Raw genomic sequence first — 17,394 nt, forward strand, 5'->3', positions numbered from 1 at the left:
AGCTGATTGACATGGACAGTTCAGCCTTCACCGATCTTTTCGACGAATGGACGGACTCCGCGCTCGAGTGGGTGAGCGACAACGGGGAATTCCTGTTTGACTACATCAGACAGCTTCTCGAGGGTCTCTATGACGGGATCCTCTGGCTGCTGGAGCTTCCGCCGTTTTACGTGGTCGCCGTCATTGTGGCGCTGATCGGCTGGCGGCTGGTCAATGTCTGGTTCGCGCTGCTGAGCGGCGTCGCGCTGGCGCTTTGTTTTTCGATGGGGCTGTGGCCGGAGACGATGAGCACGCTGGCTCTGGTCCTGACCGCCACCACGATCGCCCTGGCGATCGGCATTCCGGTCGGCATTGCCGCCGGCTTCTTCACGGCTCTCGATCGCTTCATGGAGCCGGGCCTCGATCTCATCCAGACCATGCCACCCTACATCTACCTGCTGCCGGCGATCGCCTTGCTCGGCTACGGGCCGGCGACGGCGCTGATCGCCACCGTGATCGTCGCCGTGCCGCCGGCCATCCGCCTGACCTCTCTCGGCATCCGCATGACGCCTAAGGAATTCATCGAACTCGGAGAGGCACTCGGGATGACGCCGGCGAAAATGTTCTTCAAGATCCGTCTTCCCTTTGCGCTGCCGAGCATCATGGCGGGTATCAACCAGAGCCTGATGATGGCTTTCGGTATGGTCGTCATCGCCGGCATCGTCGGCTCCGGCGGGCTCGGAGAGACGATCTATGGCGCGATCAGGACGCTCGATATCGCGACCTCGATCAATGCCGCGATCGCAATCGTGGTACTGACCATGGTGATTGACCGGATAACCCAGAGTGCTGCCCGCCTGGGAACAGGGAGGAAGTCATGAATCCTGCGATCCTGCAGTTTTCGCCGGGCGCCTTCCTAGCCCCAGCCGTCGATTGGCTCAACACCAATCTTCATCCGCTGTTTGCGGCCATCAGCACCGTGGTCGAAACGGTCCTGTCGGCAATCGAGACGGCACTGCTCTTCGTGCCGCCTTATGCGCTGATCGTCATCGTCGTCCTGCTGGCATTCTTCGCAGTCAGCCTGCGCGCCGCGATCCTCGCCGGCCTTTGCCTCGGCTTCTGCCTGCTTGTCGGGCTGTGGACGGCGTCGATGCAGACGCTTGCTCTTGTGACCGTCGCCGTTGTGATTTCCGTCCTCATTGCCTTCCCAATCGGCGTGCTTTGTTCGCGCTACAAGACATTGGAGGCGGTGGTTCGCCCGATTCTCGACGTGATGCAGACCGTGCCGCCATGGGTCTATCTCATTCCGGCGGTGATGATCTTCAGCCTCGGACGGGTGCCGGCCATTATCGCCACCATCGTCTATGGCATTCCGCCGATGCTGCGACTGACGACGCTGGCCTTCAATCAGGTGCCGAAGGTGTTCCTCGAGCTCGGCAGCGCCATCGGCGCACCGCCCCGCTCGATCCTCTGGAAGATCGAAATTCCGCTCGCCAAGCAGACACTGCTCGTCGGTCTCAATCAATGCATCCTTCTGTCGCTTGCGATGGTGGTGCTCGCCGGCCTCGTCGGCGCAGGCGGTCTCGGCGCGGAAGTGACGCGGGGCCTGACGCGCATGGAGTTGGGGCTCGGCCTGAGAGCAGGCCTGGCGATCGTCGCAGTCGCTCTTCTGCTCGACCGGCTGTCTCGCGGCCTGCTCGACCGCGGCAGTCTGCCGAAGGCGAGATGAGCAAGGAGATGGTGGAATGAGACACAGCTTCTTCTGCATCGATGCGCACACCTGCGGCAACCCGGTTCGTCTCGTTGCTGGCGGCGGCCCCCTGTTGCCGCACGTGCCCATGGGCGAACGACGCGAGATCTTCGTCCGTGACCATGACTGGGTGCGCAAGGCGCTGATGTTCGAGCCGCGGGGGCATGACATCATGTCGGGTTCGATCATCTATCCCGCCTATCGGCCCGATTGCGACTTCGCCGTGCTGTTCATCGAAGTAAGCGGCTGCCTGCCGATGTGCGGCGCCGGCACCATCGGCACCGTGACCGCCGCGATCGAGGAAGGCCTGATCAAGCCGCGCGAGCCGGGAAAGGTTGCGATCGAAACGCCGGCGGGCAGGGTCGACGTCACCTATGAGGAGAGGGATGGATATGTCGATTCCGTCCGTCTCCACAATGTCGCAAGCTATCTTCATGACGCCGATGTCGCGGTGGATGTGCCCGGAATGGGTCGCCTGCGCGTCGATATTTCCTATGGCGGTAACTATTATGCAGTCGTCGAGCCGCAGGAGAACTGGAGCGGACTCGGCGGCATGAGCGCATCCGACATCGTCGGCTGCAGCCAGAAGCTCAGGACAGCGCTTGCCGATATCTGCAATCCCGTTCATCCCGACGATGCCAGGATATCGGGCGTGCATCACGCGATCTGGTGTGACGGCCCCGTGAACGACGTGTCGGACGGGCGCTGCGCGGTCTTCTACGGCGAGAAGGCGATAGATCGCTCGCCGGGCGGCACCGGCACATCGGCGCGCATGGCCCAGCTGCATGGCAAGGGACGGCTTACCGTCGGGTCGAGCTACCGTCATGAAAGCCTGATCGGAACCATCTTCGAAGGCCGTGTGGAGGCCGATGCAAACATCGGGCCTTATCGCGGCGTCCTCCCGAGTATCGGAGGCTGGGCGCGGGTCATCGGCCACAACACCATTTTTGTTGACGACCGCGATCCGCTGGCGCACGGTTTTCAGATCAGATGAGCGCATTTAGGAACGGTGATGAGATGAATATGCGACCCGGGCAGCATCGGCAGGCAGACGGCGCCGCAAAGCCCGCCGCCCGGCTCAAGGTCGGATTCGTTCTGTCGCGGTCGTTCACGCTGTCCGCCTTTGCGCTGTTCGTGGATACGCTGCGGCTAGCCAGCGACGAGCAGGACCGTTCCGGAAGAGTGCTTGCCGACTGGCAGGTGATCGGCAGCACGCGGCATCTGATCACCTCGAGCTGTGGCGTCCAGGTCGCTCCGACGTCTGACTTCGTCGATCCCACGCGCTTCGACTATATCGCCGTCGTCGGCGGCCTTCTGAGCGTGGAGAACCCCGTCGATCAGCAGACCATCACCTTCCTCAAGCAGGCGGATGCCAAGAAGGTGCCGCTGATCGGCGTGTGCACCGGTACGTTCATCCTTGCCGCCGCGGGCCTGATGAAGCGGCATGAATCCTGCGTCAGCTGGCTGCATTATAAGGAGTTCCGCGAGCGCTTTCCCGATCTCGCCGTTCGCTCCGACCGGCTCTTCAATCTCGATCGCCAGCGCGGATCCTGCGCCGGCGGCAGCAGCAGTGCCGATATGGCGGCGCTGCTGGTCAGGAAATACATCAGCCGCGATGCCGAACGGAATGCGCTTGAAGTGCTGCAGATCGAGAAGGCCCGTGCTCCGGCCGACATTCAGCCCCGGCGTCCGCTCTATGACGATTATGACGACGCCCGCGTCAAGGCGGCGATGATCACGATGGAGCAGTTCGTCGACGGCAGCATGCCGATCGAGAAGCTTGCCGCCATGGTCGGGCTTTCAAGACGGCAGCTGGAGAGGATCTTCATCGAGAAGACGGGAATGTCTCCCGCCAAGGCCTATAATCGGGTTCGCATGGAGCGGGCAAAATCGATCCTTGCCCAGTCGAAGGCGCCGCTGATCGAGATCGCGCTCGATGTCGGCTTCGAAAACGCCTCGCAATTCACGAGGACGTTCAAGCGCACATTCGGGCAGACGCCCTCGCAGCATCGCGCGGCAGCTGCGAGAGCGCACTGAACATAGCGAGCATCAGATATTCTCCCAGGGGAAGCTGTCCAGCCGCGCCATTCGTCGTGACCAGGGAGTGTCGCTCAGCGCTCGATGATCAGATCGCTGAGCGGCTTTGAGCAGCAGGGCAGGAAGAAGCCGGCGTCGATTTCCCTCTGGCGGATTCCGCCATTGTGGTTCATGTCGACCGTGCCGGACGTCAGCTTCGACTTGCAGGTGCCGCAGACGCCGTTCGCGCAGGAGGATGGAATCCGGACGCCCGCTTTCTTGGCGCAGGAAAGCACGCTCTGGTCGCTGGAGACCTCGATGCTGCGGGCCTGCTTGGCGAAGCTAACCTGAAAGACCTTGATAGCCGCTTCCTGAACGGCGGGGACCTCAGGTTCGTCGATGACAGCGGCGTCGAAGCTTTCCTCCACATAGTTCGAGGCGGGTACGCCGAGTTCGCCAGCGATGCCGCGCGCCGCCGCCATGAACGGCGCCGGGCCGCAGCACATCACGCTGCGCTCGACGATGTCGGGAACGGCAAGCCGCATATACTCCGCCGAAATACGGCCGGATAGCCCTGGCCAGGATGCTTCGCCCGCGACGGTCTCGGGCAGAAAGTGCAGCCGAAGGCCTCTTAGCCTACGGGCGATGCAGGCAAGCTCGTCCCGGAAAATCAGATCCTGCGGCGTGCGTGCGGCGTGCATGAAGACGACATCGGCGGGGTCGCAACTGTCGGCGATCTCACGCAGAATGGACATGACAGGCGTGATGCCGGAGCCGCCCGAGAGCAGCAGGAGCTTTTGGCTCGTACCGGATCGCACGAAATGACCGAGTGGGCCGTTCGCCTTGACCGATGCCCCCGCAACCAGCGTGTCGTGCAGCCAGTTGGAGATCTTGCCGCCGGGAACGCGCTTCACCGTTACCGAAAAAGCGTTGGTGCGATGCGGCGAGGAGGAGATGCTGTAACAGCGGCTTTCGGCCTCTCCATTATGATCGAGGTCGAACAGGAAATACTGCCCCGCCTTGAACGCGAACCGCTTTCCCTCGGGCGATGCGAAGGTGAAGGTCTTGACGTCATGGGTCTCCTGCTGGACGTCGAGGCAGACGAGCGTGTCGTCTTCCTCGGGGTTCCAGAGCGCGGCGGGGGCAGCCTTTCTGATCGATACCTGTGGGCTTCTAGTATCCATGGGCGCGCATCCGATCGATGTACCAGGTGGCGAACTTGTCGAGGTTCGTCTCGGAGAAGCGGGAATAGGGGCCCGGCTGATAAGCGGGATCGAGCGTGCCGGCGTGGGAACGCGCGACGAGATTGGCGTCCTGATCCGTCGTTGCGATCCAGACATCCGTCAGCTTGTCGAGATCGTAATCGACCCCTTCGACGGCATCCTTGTGGACCAGCCATTTAGTGCGCACCAGCGTCTTGCCCGCCGAAAGCGGGATGACGGTTGCGACAACCGCATGGTCGCCCATGAAGTGGTTCCAGCTGTTATGACCCCAGAGATGCGTGTCGCCGAGATCCTTGCGGGTCATCTGCCCGAGCAGCTTGGAGGAGGCTGCGGTGGCGTCGTGGGTCTGGGATTCGCCGGCGCCTGCTATGATCAGCCGCTGCGTGCGGAAGTTTGTGGCGCAGTCGGTGAGCTGCTCGATGGCAGCCGAGGGAAAGCCGTCGGCCTCCCATGCCTGCGTGCGCTCCTCGTAAAGCCGGAAATGCTCTTCCGCCTGCTCACGATCTTCGGGGCTCAGCGTCTCCGGATCGAAGCCGAAGTCGAGATCGACAAAGGAGACGCAGAGTTCGGGGTGGTTGGCGGAGCAATGGTAGCATTCGCGATTGTTTTCCATCGTCAGCTTCCAGTTGCCATCCTCGATGACGTCGGTCTGGTGGGCGATTTTGGCATTGCGGATGTCATAGGGAGCGAGACGCTCGGCCATCGCCTTTTCGAGGCCGGCAATGTCCTCGGGCGGATTGTCGGACAGGCAGACGTAGATCAGGCCGCCGATCGATTTGAAGGTAACCGGCTTAAGGCCGTGACAGTTCTTGTCGAAATCCTTGCCCATATGAGGGGCGTAGCTGAGTTCGCCCGTCAGTTCATAGGTCCAGGTGTGGTAGGGACAGACGAGCTTCGAAACGATCGTCTTGCCCGGATTGAGAAGGCGGGAGCCGCGATGGCGGCAGACATTGTGCAGGACGCGAATTTCGCCGTCGTCGTCACGCAGGAGGATCAGGCTCGTCTTGCCGATATCGATCACCGTTGCGTCGCCGGGCTCGGGAACGTCACAGTCGAGGCCGACGCAAATCCAGTGCTTGTGGAAGAAGACGTCGATGTCCGCTTCGAACACATCTTCCCTGGTGTAAAGGCCGGCCGGCAGAGAATGACCGTCGGCACGGGCGTCGAGAAGGGCCGAAATCGAAGATGGAAGCTTGTTCAGCATGAGAACCTCTTATGTGAGAGTTTCCCTAAATTGCCCTTGCAGTTACAGGGTTTCAACGCCATAAAAAATTACGCTTGCATAATATTTTCTCATGTGAAAAGGGTTCGAGATGCAGTTTCGACGGCGGCTCCCCTCGCTGACGGCACTGGTGACGCTGGAAGCGGTTCTGCGCAGAAAGAGCTTCACCACGGCCGCGACCGAGCTCGGTGTCACCCAGGCGGCGGTCAGCCGGCAGATCGCCTTGCTGGAGGCGGAGTTCGGCCAGCCCTTGTTCGTGCGCAAGCACCGGGCAATTGAGCCGACTGCAGCCTGCATCAGCCTCGGCGCGACGCTCGCCAAGAGTTTCGCGGATATCGCCGAGAGCGTGGAAGCAATGCAGTCGCGCAGCCAGGACGTGGTGACGATTGGGGCGACCGTCGCCTTCTCGTCCTTCTGGCTGCTGCCCCGGCTGGCGGAGTTCCGCCGGGTGAATCCCGGAATTCTCGTGCGGGTGATTTCCCAGGACAACCCGATCGCGCTCGACGACGGAGAGATCGACGTGGCCATCCGCTACGGCATGCCGCCCTTCAGCGACGGAACGGTGATCGCGTCGCACGGCGACGTCATTACCCCTGTCTGCTCACCAGATTATCTCAAGCGTCGCGGAAATGGCCCGCTGGGCTCAACCGACGAATTCATCGAAACCGACGTTCTCGACCGTTCCTGGTACAGCTGGTCGCAATGGGTATCGCTCACCGGCGCCAATATCGAGGTCAAGCCATCGCTTCGCTTCAACCACTATACCGAAACCATCGCCGCCGCGCGCGCGGGGCAGGGGATCGCGCTCGGATGGCGCATGCTGATCGGCACGTTCCTCGAAGACGGAACCCTGGTGAGCGCCGAGGCAAGCGAACTTGCCGCCGAAGATCGCTACAATGTAATCGTGCCGGTCAAAGCCAAGCGCAGCAATGCCCGCAATCTCGCCGCCGCCTGGCTGACGGCATCGCTGCATGGTTGATCACAGGCCGAGCCCGGGCGTTGCCGTCCGATGCACGCCCTTGGGGACGAAGGCGAAGTGATCCGCAAGGCCGAGAAAATCGGCTGAGAGGTGAATGACCGAAAGCCACATCTCCGTTCCCTGCAGGCTCGGCTCGGCGCCGTCGGCGAAGGGGAAGCCCTCGCCGTCCCGCCATCTGTCCAGGGCTCTTGTTATGAGATTGCGGGCAATCGCCTCGCCGTCGGCCCGCCGGCAATCGGTTTGCCGGGCAATCAGCAGCAGGGGATGGATCGTATCGAGCAGATTGCAGGCATTATACTTCGCGCCGACAAAACCCTTGTGGTTACGATAGTTGAGGTGAACCGTTTCGAGCGCGGCGTGCGGATGCGGAAGTGCTGCGCCGAACTGGGCGTAGGTGCCGCGCGTCAGGCGATAAAAACCGTTCACCGGCTGGAGCCATCCCTCCAGCACCGTCGGCTCGCCCCATAGGCCGGAGACGCTGTTGGCATTGCGGTTCAACCATTCGAACAGCGCCTGGCGTGATTGCCGGATGCCGAAATACCTGGCGTTGAAATAGATGGCGGTGCCGATGACATCGACCACGCTGCCGGCATGCCACGCCCGGCTTTGCCAGGGCAGGGCGCTCAGCCACGCGTCGAGCCCTGCGGCGTCGAGCTCGACCGCGCGGACAGGGTGCCGCGGATTCGAGCCGAGCAGTTCAAGCGCATAACCGACCGAAAGGACGTTGTAGAGCGCCTTCGGATCATCCCTCAGCAGCGTCCCATGTGCAGGCGCATATTCTTCCGGAAAAAGGCCGGTCTCCCGGTCTTGCAGGCTTTGCAGGCGCTCCACGGTCTCCGACTGATCGAGGCCCGGCGGCAGTTGGCCGAAGCCGGCGGCGATTTCGATCGCGTCGCACAGATGCCGGATCGCCGGTCTCTTCACGCCGTCCGCTTCCAGCGATTCATAGGATTCGGCCTTTTTCCAAAGAGAGAGAATATCCGGCCATTGCTCATTCGCCTTCTGCCCTAGGCTGACCAATTGGTCTTCGACATCTCCCGCGCTCGATTTCCTGGCCGCCGAGCCTCGGCTGCGCAACACTCGGGCAGGCACACCGCCGGCAATCGCCATCGCGGGAATGTCCCCGGTGACAACCGCCCCGGCAGCGATGACGGCGCCGTTCCCAATCGTGACGCCGTCGAGGATCACGCAATTGGCGCCGATCCATACATCGTCGCCGATGACGATGCCGAGGCTGACGACGCCCTGGCGGTGTATGGGCAGATCAGGATCGTCGAAGCCATGATTGAAGCCGACGATCGACGTATGCGAGGCAATGCGGACCCCATTGCCGCACGTCACCTTGCCGGAAACGCAGGCATAGGGATTGATGGAACAATCATCGCCGAGGATCACTTCGCCGCGCACCAGCGCGTGGCCCGCAATCCACGACCGCTCGCCCATCGTCAGGCTTTCGGTGAAGATCGCGGCATTCTCGGCGATATAAGAGGTCTCGGCGAGCGCGGCGGCGCATGATCGCCGGAGCGCGGCTTTGCGGGCGAGGTGAGCGGGATGATCGAGGTCCGACGAGATACGCTCCCACGGAAGATATTGTAGCCGGCGGGCTTCCTGATCTTCGCTTGCTGATGCTTGCGAACGACTGGCGTGGTCCATCCTGTTCCTCATCTTGAATTCTTAGCTCCGGCCGCCGAATATGCATCTGGCTCTAGCGGTTCGTTGCCTCCGTTACGAAAGCAAGACCGTCCCCGATGACTTGGGGATAAGGCAATCGGCGGCAACGCGCCGTAAACGGACATTGCCTCCGTTATAGAACGTTGTTAGGCATACTCAACTTCAATGTCCGCACGCCTTTCGAAACTTCCTATCATTTCCTCAGCGACCTGCGAGCGCGCATGAATCTCTTCGTTGTTATATTAGGCGCGCTCGCCATTTGCGCCTTGCTGTTCATAGCCGCTATCGCAATTCTCTTTCTTGGGCTGCGCCGCCTTTGGCGACGGACGCGACCTGACCAGCTCTTCCTGAGAACTCTCATCATAGCTTTTGGTCTTGGGAGTATTGCATTGCCCTGCCTGGCCTTCAAAATTCATGAGCGAAATTACATTCTCGCACGGGTTCCCGAACCACTCGAAGTGGCGGAGATCGAATATCGCCTGGAAGAATCTTGGGGCGTCGGATTTATGCCGGGGGACAACGAGACCGGTTTCGTTGTCTACAGACTGACCAATGACAGCGCGGACTGGGCACGCAAGCAGGGGAGCCAACTGGGCGATATGCTTTCGGGAGCAAAAGGAGCGTGGTTTGAAACACCTGTCGATGACGGTAGCAATCAGGCTGCCATAAGTCGTTGGCACCCCTACGACGATGATCCGGAAATGCTGGCAACAGGCCGTATACGGCGCCACCCTCCTACGATACTTGAATATCTGGAAAAGTACGGCTTCTTGATCCCGATTGAAGGGCACGATCACGAAGCCAACCAGTCAATCCAGTCAAGCGGATCGTTTTACTCCTACGGGGAGGGCGGCAGTGTCACAATCGTTGATCCGCGCCAGGGCAAGGTTTATTTCGCCTATGCTGGGTGAGTTTCCGCGGGTCATATGCAATGCATTATTCTTTCGGTCCGAGGACTGCTTCGGATCGTAGCGATCGCAAAGGTCGCTTCGACTAGAGTCATTCTCATAAGTCTCTCGCCGCCATCGCCCTCGTATTTGATCCGTGTTGCCCATCGCTTGGTAGCCGCGATCCACCTACCAGATTCACGAAAGAGTCGACCCAAATTTGTCCCAGCCTTCCTTGATCGTCTCCATCGCGACGTTGGTCGACGTGTTGGCTACATGTGGCAGGGTTGAGATGCGTTCGCCGAGGACGCGGCGGTAGCGGCCGATATCGCGGGTGCGGATCTTCAGGAGATAGTCGAACCGGCCGGCGATCATGTGGCATTCCTCGACTTCCCTGATCTTCTTGATGGCCTCGTTGAAGCTTTTCAGCGCCGCCTCGCGGGTATCGGAAAGTTTCACCTCGACGAAAGCGATGTGGTCGAGCTGCATTTTCGCCGGATTGAGGACGGCCTTGAAGCCTTCGATGTAGCCGTCGTTGATCAGCCGCTTGAAGCGGAGCTGGCAGGGCGTCTTCGAGAGGCCGACACGTGCCGCCAGATCGGTGATCGACAGTCTGCCGTCCTCGGCCAGCGCCGCTAGGATCTTTCTGTCGAACTGGTCCAATTCACTAAAGACGTCCGGTTCTGTGGCCATTTGAACTCTCGTTGATCATTTCATAAGTTCATACAGCTTGAAAACCGCTAAAATCAAGTGAGATCGCGATTTATGGCTGTGGTAGATTATGCGTCGGCAATGGGAGGAAGGCGCGAGCGCCTGGCGCATTGCCGGGATCGGCAGCGTCGTCGCACCAAAGGGGGATCACGGATGCATGAGAAACAAGCTGATGACGATCGGAAACCCGACTTGCTCGTTCACTATAGGCCGGTGGCGATAAGAGCGGTTGCGGCGGCATTCATCGTCAAGCGCGACAAGCCGGATACGCGCCCGCTTCGCGAGACGGAATATTCCGGGCCCGCTTTTATGGATGATGCGCTCTGGGATGACGACCCCAGTGTTCCATTTATCCGTTAGACGAAACATTCTTTGATCAGGGACTCCCATGTTGAACGCAGCGATCGACCCCGCATCCTCCAATGATCCCGACGAGGGCGCGCCATTCGCCGCCTTCGCGCCGCCGATCCGGCCGCAATCCGAGCTTCGCCAGGCAATCACCGCCGCTTATCGCCGCCCGGAAACCGAATGCCTGCCGCCGCTTGTTGCGGCCGCGCGCGTTTCCGAGGCGAAGCGTTATGACATCCGCAGCACCGCCCGCACGCTGATCGAGGCGCTGCGCGCCAAGCACAAGGGCACCGGCGTCGAAGGGCTGGTTCAGGAATACTCGCTTTCCAGCCAGGAAGGCGTGGCGCTCATGTGCCTTGCCGAAGCACTGCTGCGCATTCCCGATACGGATACCCGCGATGCGCTGATCCGCGACAAGATCGCCGAGGGCAACTGGACCTCGCATATCGGCGGCGGCAAATCCATGTTCGTCAACGCCGCCACCTGGGGTCTCGTCGTCACCGGCAAGCTTACCTCGACGGTCAACGACCGCAGCCTGTCGGCGGCGCTGACGCGGCTGATCGCGCGCGCCGGGGAGCCGGTGATCCGTCGTGGCGTCGATATGGCCATGCGTATGATGGGCGAGCAGTTCGTCACCGGCGAAACGATCGAGGAGGCGCTGAAGCGCGCTCGTCCGCTGGAAGCCCGGGGGTTCCGCTATTCCTACGATATGCTGGGTGAGGCGGCGACAACTGCAGCAGACGCCGAGCGCTATTTCAAGGATTACGAGAAGGCGATCCACGCCATCGGCAAGGCGGCGCATGGGCGCGGCATTTATGACGGCCCCGGTATTTCGATCAAGCTCTCGGCCCTGCATCCTCGCTATGTGAGAGCGCAGGCCGGCCGGGTGATGGGCGAGCTGCTGCCGAAGGTCAAGGCGCTCGCCGCGCTCGCCAAGTCCTATGATATCGGCCTCAACATCGATGCCGAGGAGGCAGACCGGCTGGAGCTTTCGCTCGATCTTCTCGAAGAGCTGTGCTTTGCCCCCGAGCTCGGCGGATGGAACGGACTCGGCTTCGTCGTGCAGGCCTACGGCAAGCGCTGCCCCTTCGTGCTGGATTACATCATCGATCTCGCCCGCCGCTCCGGGCGGCGGATGATGATCCGTCTCGTCAAGGGCGCTTATTGGGATGCGGAGATCAAGCGCGCCCAGCTGGATGGTCTTGACGATTATCCGGTCTATACCCGCAAGATCTATACCGACGTCGCCTATATCGCCTGCGCACGAAAGCTGCTTGCCGCAGCCGATGCCGTCTTCCCGCAGTTCGCCACCCACAATGCGCAGACGCTCGCCACGATCTATCATCTGGCAGGGCCTGATTTCGCAGTCGGCAAATACGAATTCCAGTGCCTGCATGGCATGGGCGAACCGCTTTATGACGAGGTGGTCGGGAAGGAGAAGCTCGACAGGCCCTGCCGCATCTATGCGCCTGTGGGAACGCATGAGACGCTGCTCGCCTATCTCGTCCGCCGCCTGCTCGAAAACGGCGCCAATTCCTCCTTCGTGCACCGCATCTCCGATCCGAATGTTTCGGTCGAGGCGCTGATCGCCGATCCGGCCGAGACCGTCGCGGCCATGCCCGTCGTCGGCGCCCCGCATGTGCAGATCGCCGCGCCCAAGGCGCTTTACGGCAGCGCACGCGCCAATTCGAGCGGCCTGGATCTCTCCAGCGAAGCCACGCTTTCGGATTTGGCGCAGACGCTCGCTTCCACGGCTGCGACGCCCTGGCATGCGCTTCCAATTCTCGCCGACGGGTCCACCGACGGCGTGACGCGCGAGGTCCTCAATCCCGCCGATCACCGGGATGTCGTCGGCACCGTGACCGAAGTGAAGGTAGAAGAGGCTGCCCGTGTCGTTGCGATGGCGGCGGATTACGCGCCGCAATGGGCGGCCGTACCGCCGGCCGAGCGCGCCGCCTGCCTCGATCGGGCCGCCGACATCATGCAAGCCCGCATTAAGGTGCTGATGGGCATCGTCATGCGCGAAGCCGGCAAGTCCGCCGCCAACGCCGTCGGCGAAGTGCGCGAGGCGGTCGACTTCCTACGCTATTATGCCGATCAGGCGCGCAAAACCCTCGGTCCGTCGCATCTGCCGCTCGGGCCGATCGTCTGCATCAGCCCGTGGAATTTCCCGCTGGCGATTTTCACCGGCCAGGTTGCCGCCGCACTCGTGGCCGGCAATCCCGTGCTGGCGAAGCCGGCCGGGGTCACGCCAATCATCGCTTCGGAGAGCGTCAAGATCCTCCACGAGGCCGGCGTGCCTGTCGGCGCCCTGCAATTCGTGCCCGGCAGCGGCCGCCTCGGCGCCGGCATGGTTGGGGCGCAGCAGACGGCGGGCGTCATGTTTACCGGATCGACCGAAGTTGCCCGCATGATCCAGGCGCAGCTCGCCGAACGCCTGTCGGCGACCGGCAAGCCGATCCCGCTGATCGCCGAAACCGGCGGTCAGAACGGCATGATCGTCGACTCCTCGGCACTGGCCGAGCAGGTGGTGGCCGACGTCATCACCTCCGCCTTCGATAGCGCCGGCCAGCGCTGCTCGGCGCTTCGCGTTCTCTGCCTGCAGGACGACGTTGCCGACAGGACGCTCGCCATGCTGAAGGGCGCCTTCCGTGAATTGACGATCGGCCGCACGGATCGCTTGAGCGTCGATGTCGGCCCTGTCATCAACGACGGCGCGAAGGCGGAGATCGACCAGCATATCGAAGCAATGCGCAGCGCCGGCCGCAAGGTTGAGCAATTGCCGCTGCCGGAAGGCGCTGCAGCCGGCACTTTTGTTCCGCCGACGATCATCGAGATCAAGTCCCTTTCGGACCTGACGAAGGAAGTCTTCGGGCCGGTCCTGCATGTCGTCCGCTTCAAGAGAAACGGCCTCGATCGCCTGATCGACGACATCAACGCCTCGGGTTACGGCCTCACCTTCGGGCTTCACACGCGGCTTGACGAAACGATCGCGCATGTGACGAGCCGTATCAAGGCCGGCAATCTCTACGTCAATCGCAACATCATCGGCGCTGTTGTCGGTGTGCAGCCTTTCGGCGGCCGCGGCCTGTCTGGAACGGGGCCGAAGGCCGGCGGCCCGCTTTATATCGGCCGGCTGGTGCAGCGCCCGCCCGTGCCGCCGCAGCAGGATTCCGTCCATACCGACCTCGCCCTTCGCGATTATATCGTCTGGCTCGATAAGAAGGGCCTGACGGGCGAAGGTGAAGCGGCGCGCGGTTATGCAAGCCGCTCGGCGCTCGGCCTCGAACGTGAGCTCACCGGCCCCGTCGGCGAACGCAATCTCTACGCGCTCCATCCGCGCGGCCGCATCCTGCTGGTGCCGCAGACCGAAACCGGATTGCATCGCCAGATCGCCGCAGCGCTTTCCACAGGCAACCACGTCGTCGTCGACGCGGCTTCCATATCGAAGTCGGTGCTGGCGGATCTTCCGGCGGCTGTCGCCAGCCGCCTTTCCTGGACATCGGATTGGGAAAAGGACGGGCCTTTCTCCGGCGCGCTCGTCGAAGGGGACCGCGACAGGGTTCTTGCCGTCAACCGGAAGATTGCCGCGCTGCCCGGCCCACTTCTCTTGGTCCAGGCCGCGACGAGCGAGGAACTGGCAAGCGATCCGGAAGCCTATTGCCTCAACTGGCTGCTGGAGGAGGTGTCGACCTCGATCAACACCGCCGCTGCGGGTGGCAATGCGAGCCTGATGGCCATCGGCTGATCGATAGGCCGAGGGGGCAGAAAGGCCGGCTGCCCAGGTTCCAACTCCCCTTTCGTCATGCTCGGGCCTGTTCCGAGCATCTGCGAGCGGTCGAAAGGCAGCAGATCCTCGGCACAAGGCAGCACAAGGCCGAGGATGACGCCGGGTAAAGAGCGAGCTTTGTCAGCGAGTCTGATGAGGCAGAAAATGCGGCGCCTCGGCCACGCCTCCGATGCTCCGAACAAACTCGACACCATTGACCATTTTTTTAGCAGTTGCGGCTATCGTCGCGCCATGAGGCGTGACCATTCCTGGGGGCGGGGCTTTCTATGGCGTTGATTGATCGACTGTTGCAGCGTATGCGGATTGTCACGAAGGTTCTCTTCTTCGTGGTGCCTCTGATCGTCCTCATAGCAGGCATAGGGCTTTTCGGCTATTTCACCGCCGGCACGCTCAAAGGCCAGATGACCCTGACGCGGCAGACGATCGACACGCTTTCCAGTTTCCAGCAGCTCAGATCCTCGCTGACGGCCTTTACCGATCTTCCGACGGCGGCCACGCGCGATCGGCTGATCGCTGGCATTTCCGATCAGGAGAAGGGCGCTGCGACGCTCGATGCCATGCTGATCGATCCGTCCCAGAAGCAGCAGATCTCGGCGGTGCGCGAGCTCGGCGGCAAGATGCAGGGGAGCGCCGACGCGCTTTGGGCCGTTGCACAGGAGCGCACGAATACCGAACAGGCGATCGATACGGCTGTGGCGCAGCTTTTCAAGGAGAGCCAGACTGCCCGCAAGCAGCTCGACGTCCTTCAGGATCAGGCGAACGGAAAGGAAGCCTTCGTCCGGGCGCTTCTTCTCGATGCCTCCGCTTACAAGAACATCGCCCAGCGCATTGCGAAATTGCGCAAGGCGACCGCTCAGGCGACGGTACCCACGGATATCGCCGGCGCACTCGGCAGCCTGCTGCCGCCGCTCGTCAAGGAGGTCGGCGGGAGCGCCGCAGTCGCCTCCGACAAGGCCCAAAGCCAGATTGCCGCGCTGAAGCCGGCATTGGACAAGCTCGCGGCAATGGCCAAGGACAGCGCTAACCTTACGCTCGACGGCTATGCCCCCGTCGACCAGGATCTGCAGGGCTTTGAGGAGAAGTTCGTAAAGCTCGCCTCAGGGAATGCGGATACCGCTATCGAGCGTTTTGTCGGCATGGATGCGAACATCGGCACGCTTCGCTCGATGGTGGCGATCGTCGGTGCCGCTTTCAAATCGATCGACGATCTGCGCCTGCATCTGAGTGAACTGAACAGGCGGGTCGATGCCGAGGCGCGGGACGCCGTTCTCGCCGATCTCAAGGCGCTGCGCGAAAGCGCTGCTCAGCTTGTACCATTGAGCGGGAAAAACGCCGCCTTGCAGGAACTTGCGAAGAAGATCGAGCCCTCCCTCGCCACGATCGAAAAGGATACGTCGCTGCTGATATCGGTCGCAGACCGGTGGCGGGCAGAGCGGGGGACGGCGACCGAGCTCGTGGCCGCCGCAAGCCATACTCTGGAGCAATTCGTCAGCACCGCGCAGGAGAGCGGCAAGGACATCAGCCAGCGTTCGGCCACCATGTCGCTCGCGGCGATGATTGCCGGCACGGTGCTTGCGATCATCGGCGGCCTCATGCTGATCGAAACGCTGCGCGGACCGCTGAAGCGGATCACCCAGACGATGACGAGACTTGCCGCCGGCGATCTCAACGTGCCGATCGGCGATGGCAAGCGTGGCGACGAAATCGGCGATATGATCCGCTCGGTGACCGTCTTCCGCGACCAGGCGCTCGAAAAGACCAGGCTCGAAGAGGTCGCTGAAACGAACAGGGCGCGGGACGAACAGGAGCAGGCTCGCCGCGCAGCCGAGCAGGCGCGCATCGAAGCCGAGCAGAGCGAGGCCCTGGACGCACTCTCAGACATGCTCGGCAAGCTTGCCGACGGCAACCTCGCAGCCGTGATGAGCGAGGAGCTGGCCGCCGATTATGTCGCGATGGCCAGGACCTATAACCAGGCGATCGATGCGCTTCGCCGCACACTCGCCGAGGTTCGCAACACCACCTACGAAATCGCCGAGGGCAGCACCAATCTTTCAGGCGCGGCCGACGATCTGGCGCGGCGCACGGAACAGCAGGCGGCCGCCCTCGAAGACAGTTCACGTGTGCTTGGCGAACTCACAGCCAGCGTTCGCACGACAGCGGAAAATGCGCGCCAGACATCGGTTTCCGTCGCCGAGGCGCATCGGCAGGCGGAGCATTCCGCGGCCGTCGTCGCCAAGGCCGTCGACGCCATGGACGCCATCAACCGTTCGTCGGACAAGGTCTCCAGCATTATCGGTGTGATCGACGAGATTGCCTTTCAGACAAATCTTCTCGCCCTCAATGCCGGCGTCGAGGCGGCGCGGGCAGGGGAGGCGGGCAGGGGTTTTGCCGTCGTCGCACAGGAAGTGCGCGAGCTTGCACAGCGCTGCGCCAAGGCTGCCCGCGAAATCAAGGATCTCATCTCCAACAGCGCATCGCAGGTGGGCACGGGCGTCAGGCTCGTCGAGGAGACCGGCCAGGCGCTTTCGGCGATCATGGAGCATTTTACCTCTATCAACGGGCTGGTGCAGGTCATCTCGACTGCCACCAGCACGCAGTACAAAGGCATCGACGAGGTCAACAGCGCCGTTCGCGACATCGAGCATATCACGCAGCACAATGCCGCAATGGTGGAGGAAAACACCGCCGAAATTCACAGGCTTCGGCAGCAGGTGGAACTGCTGAACGAGCGGATTTCCCGCTTCCAGACCGCCGACGCCCGCAAGGCTCCGCCTGCCGTAAGCCCACGGATGGCCTTGGCCTCCTGAGGGACTCGGCC

General features: G+C 62.1%; 13 protein-coding genes. 9 read left to right on the plus strand and 4 right to left on the minus strand.

The genetic code is table 11. From position 1 onward, the window contains the following. Positions 1–11: 11 nt before the first annotated feature. Genes NMA58_RS26365 through NMA58_RS26380 form a run of 4 tightly spaced genes read left to right on the plus strand, consistent with a single transcriptional unit; the run spans position 12 to position 3,766 of the window. On the plus strand, positions 12–860 hold the full coding sequence (locus tag NMA58_RS26365; RefSeq protein ID WP_434713811.1) for an ABC transporter permease: 849 nt from the start codon (positions 12–14) through the stop codon (positions 858–860). Further along, positions 857–1,708: an ABC transporter permease gene (locus tag NMA58_RS26370; protein WP_434713812.1), complete on the plus strand. Its 852-nt coding sequence runs from the start codon at positions 857–859 to the stop codon at positions 1,706–1,708. Before NMA58_RS26365 ends, NMA58_RS26370 begins: the two co-directional genes overlap by 4 nt. 16 nt (positions 1,709–1,724) lie before the next feature. After that, positions 1,725–2,723, plus strand: coding sequence for a 4-hydroxyproline epimerase (locus NMA58_RS26375; RefSeq protein ID WP_434713813.1), 999 nt, complete (start codon positions 1,725–1,727; stop codon positions 2,721–2,723). A gap of 29 nt (positions 2,724–2,752) precedes the next feature. Then, positions 2,753–3,766, plus strand: a complete 1,014-nt coding sequence (locus tag NMA58_RS26380) for a GlxA family transcriptional regulator (protein WP_434714408.1) — start codon at positions 2,753–2,755, stop codon at positions 3,764–3,766. Between the two features lie 74 nt (positions 3,767–3,840). Here the strand turns inward: NMA58_RS26380 and NMA58_RS26385 are convergent, their stop codons facing one another. Then, positions 3,841–4,929, minus strand: a complete 1,089-nt coding sequence (locus NMA58_RS26385; protein ID WP_434713814.1) for an FAD-binding oxidoreductase — start codon at positions 4,927–4,929, stop codon at positions 3,841–3,843. Beyond that, positions 4,919–6,172: an aromatic ring-hydroxylating oxygenase subunit alpha gene (locus NMA58_RS26390; protein WP_434713815.1), complete on the minus strand. Its 1,254-nt coding sequence runs from the start codon at positions 6,170–6,172 to the stop codon at positions 4,919–4,921. The genes NMA58_RS26385 and NMA58_RS26390 overlap by 11 nt, the downstream gene beginning before the upstream one ends. Positions 6,173–6,281: 109 nt before the next feature. On the opposite strand from NMA58_RS26390, the gene NMA58_RS26395 reads away from it, so the two are divergent. Next, the gene (locus tag NMA58_RS26395) at positions 6,282–7,169 is read left to right on the plus strand and encodes a LysR substrate-binding domain-containing protein (protein ID WP_434713816.1); all 888 of its coding nucleotides are present in this window, start codon (positions 6,282–6,284) and stop codon (positions 7,167–7,169) included. Here NMA58_RS26395 and NMA58_RS26400 read toward each other — a convergent pair whose 3' ends face one another. Then, positions 7,170–8,822 (minus strand): DapH/DapD/GlmU-related protein, encoded by a 1,653-nt coding sequence (locus NMA58_RS26400; RefSeq protein WP_434713818.1) that lies wholly within the window; start codon positions 8,820–8,822, stop codon positions 7,170–7,172. Positions 8,823–9,061: 239 nt separating this feature from the next. Here NMA58_RS26400 and NMA58_RS26405 point away from each other — a divergent pair, with 239 nt between their 5' ends. Then, complete coding sequence (locus NMA58_RS26405) at positions 9,062–9,751, plus strand: hypothetical protein (protein WP_434713819.1); 690 nt, start codon at positions 9,062–9,064, stop codon at positions 9,749–9,751. Between the two features lie 174 nt (positions 9,752–9,925). On the opposite strand, the gene NMA58_RS26410 is transcribed toward NMA58_RS26405, so the two are convergent. Further along, entirely contained in the window at positions 9,926–10,420 is a 495-nt protein-coding gene (locus NMA58_RS26410; RefSeq protein WP_434713821.1) for an Lrp/AsnC family transcriptional regulator, read from the minus strand. 171 nt (positions 10,421–10,591) lie between these two features. Here NMA58_RS26410 and NMA58_RS26415 point away from each other — a divergent pair, with 171 nt between their 5' ends. The 3 genes from NMA58_RS26415 to NMA58_RS26425 all read left to right on the plus strand — a co-directional run bounded on the left by NMA58_RS26415 (position 10,592) and on the right by NMA58_RS26425 (position 17,383). Further along, entirely contained in the window at positions 10,592–10,798 is a 207-nt protein-coding gene (locus NMA58_RS26415) for a hypothetical protein (RefSeq protein WP_434713822.1), read from the plus strand. Between the two features lie 28 nt (positions 10,799–10,826). Beyond that, a complete protein-coding gene (putA, locus tag NMA58_RS26420) occupies positions 10,827–14,534 on the plus strand; it encodes a trifunctional transcriptional regulator/proline dehydrogenase/L-glutamate gamma-semialdehyde dehydrogenase (RefSeq protein WP_434713823.1) in 3,708 nt (1,235 codons plus the stop codon). A 308-nt stretch (positions 14,535–14,842) separates the two neighbouring features. Continuing rightward, positions 14,843–17,383 carry a methyl-accepting chemotaxis protein gene (locus NMA58_RS26425; RefSeq protein ID WP_434713824.1) on the plus strand — a complete coding sequence of 847 codons (2,541 nt, stop codon included), beginning with the start codon at positions 14,843–14,845 and terminating at the stop codon, positions 17,381–17,383. Positions 17,384–17,394: the final 11 nt, after the last annotated feature.

The sequence above is a fragment of the Rhizobium sp. YTUHZ045 genome, assembly GCF_051124255.1.
Classification (GTDB): Bacteria; Pseudomonadota; Alphaproteobacteria; order Rhizobiales; family Rhizobiaceae; genus Rhizobium.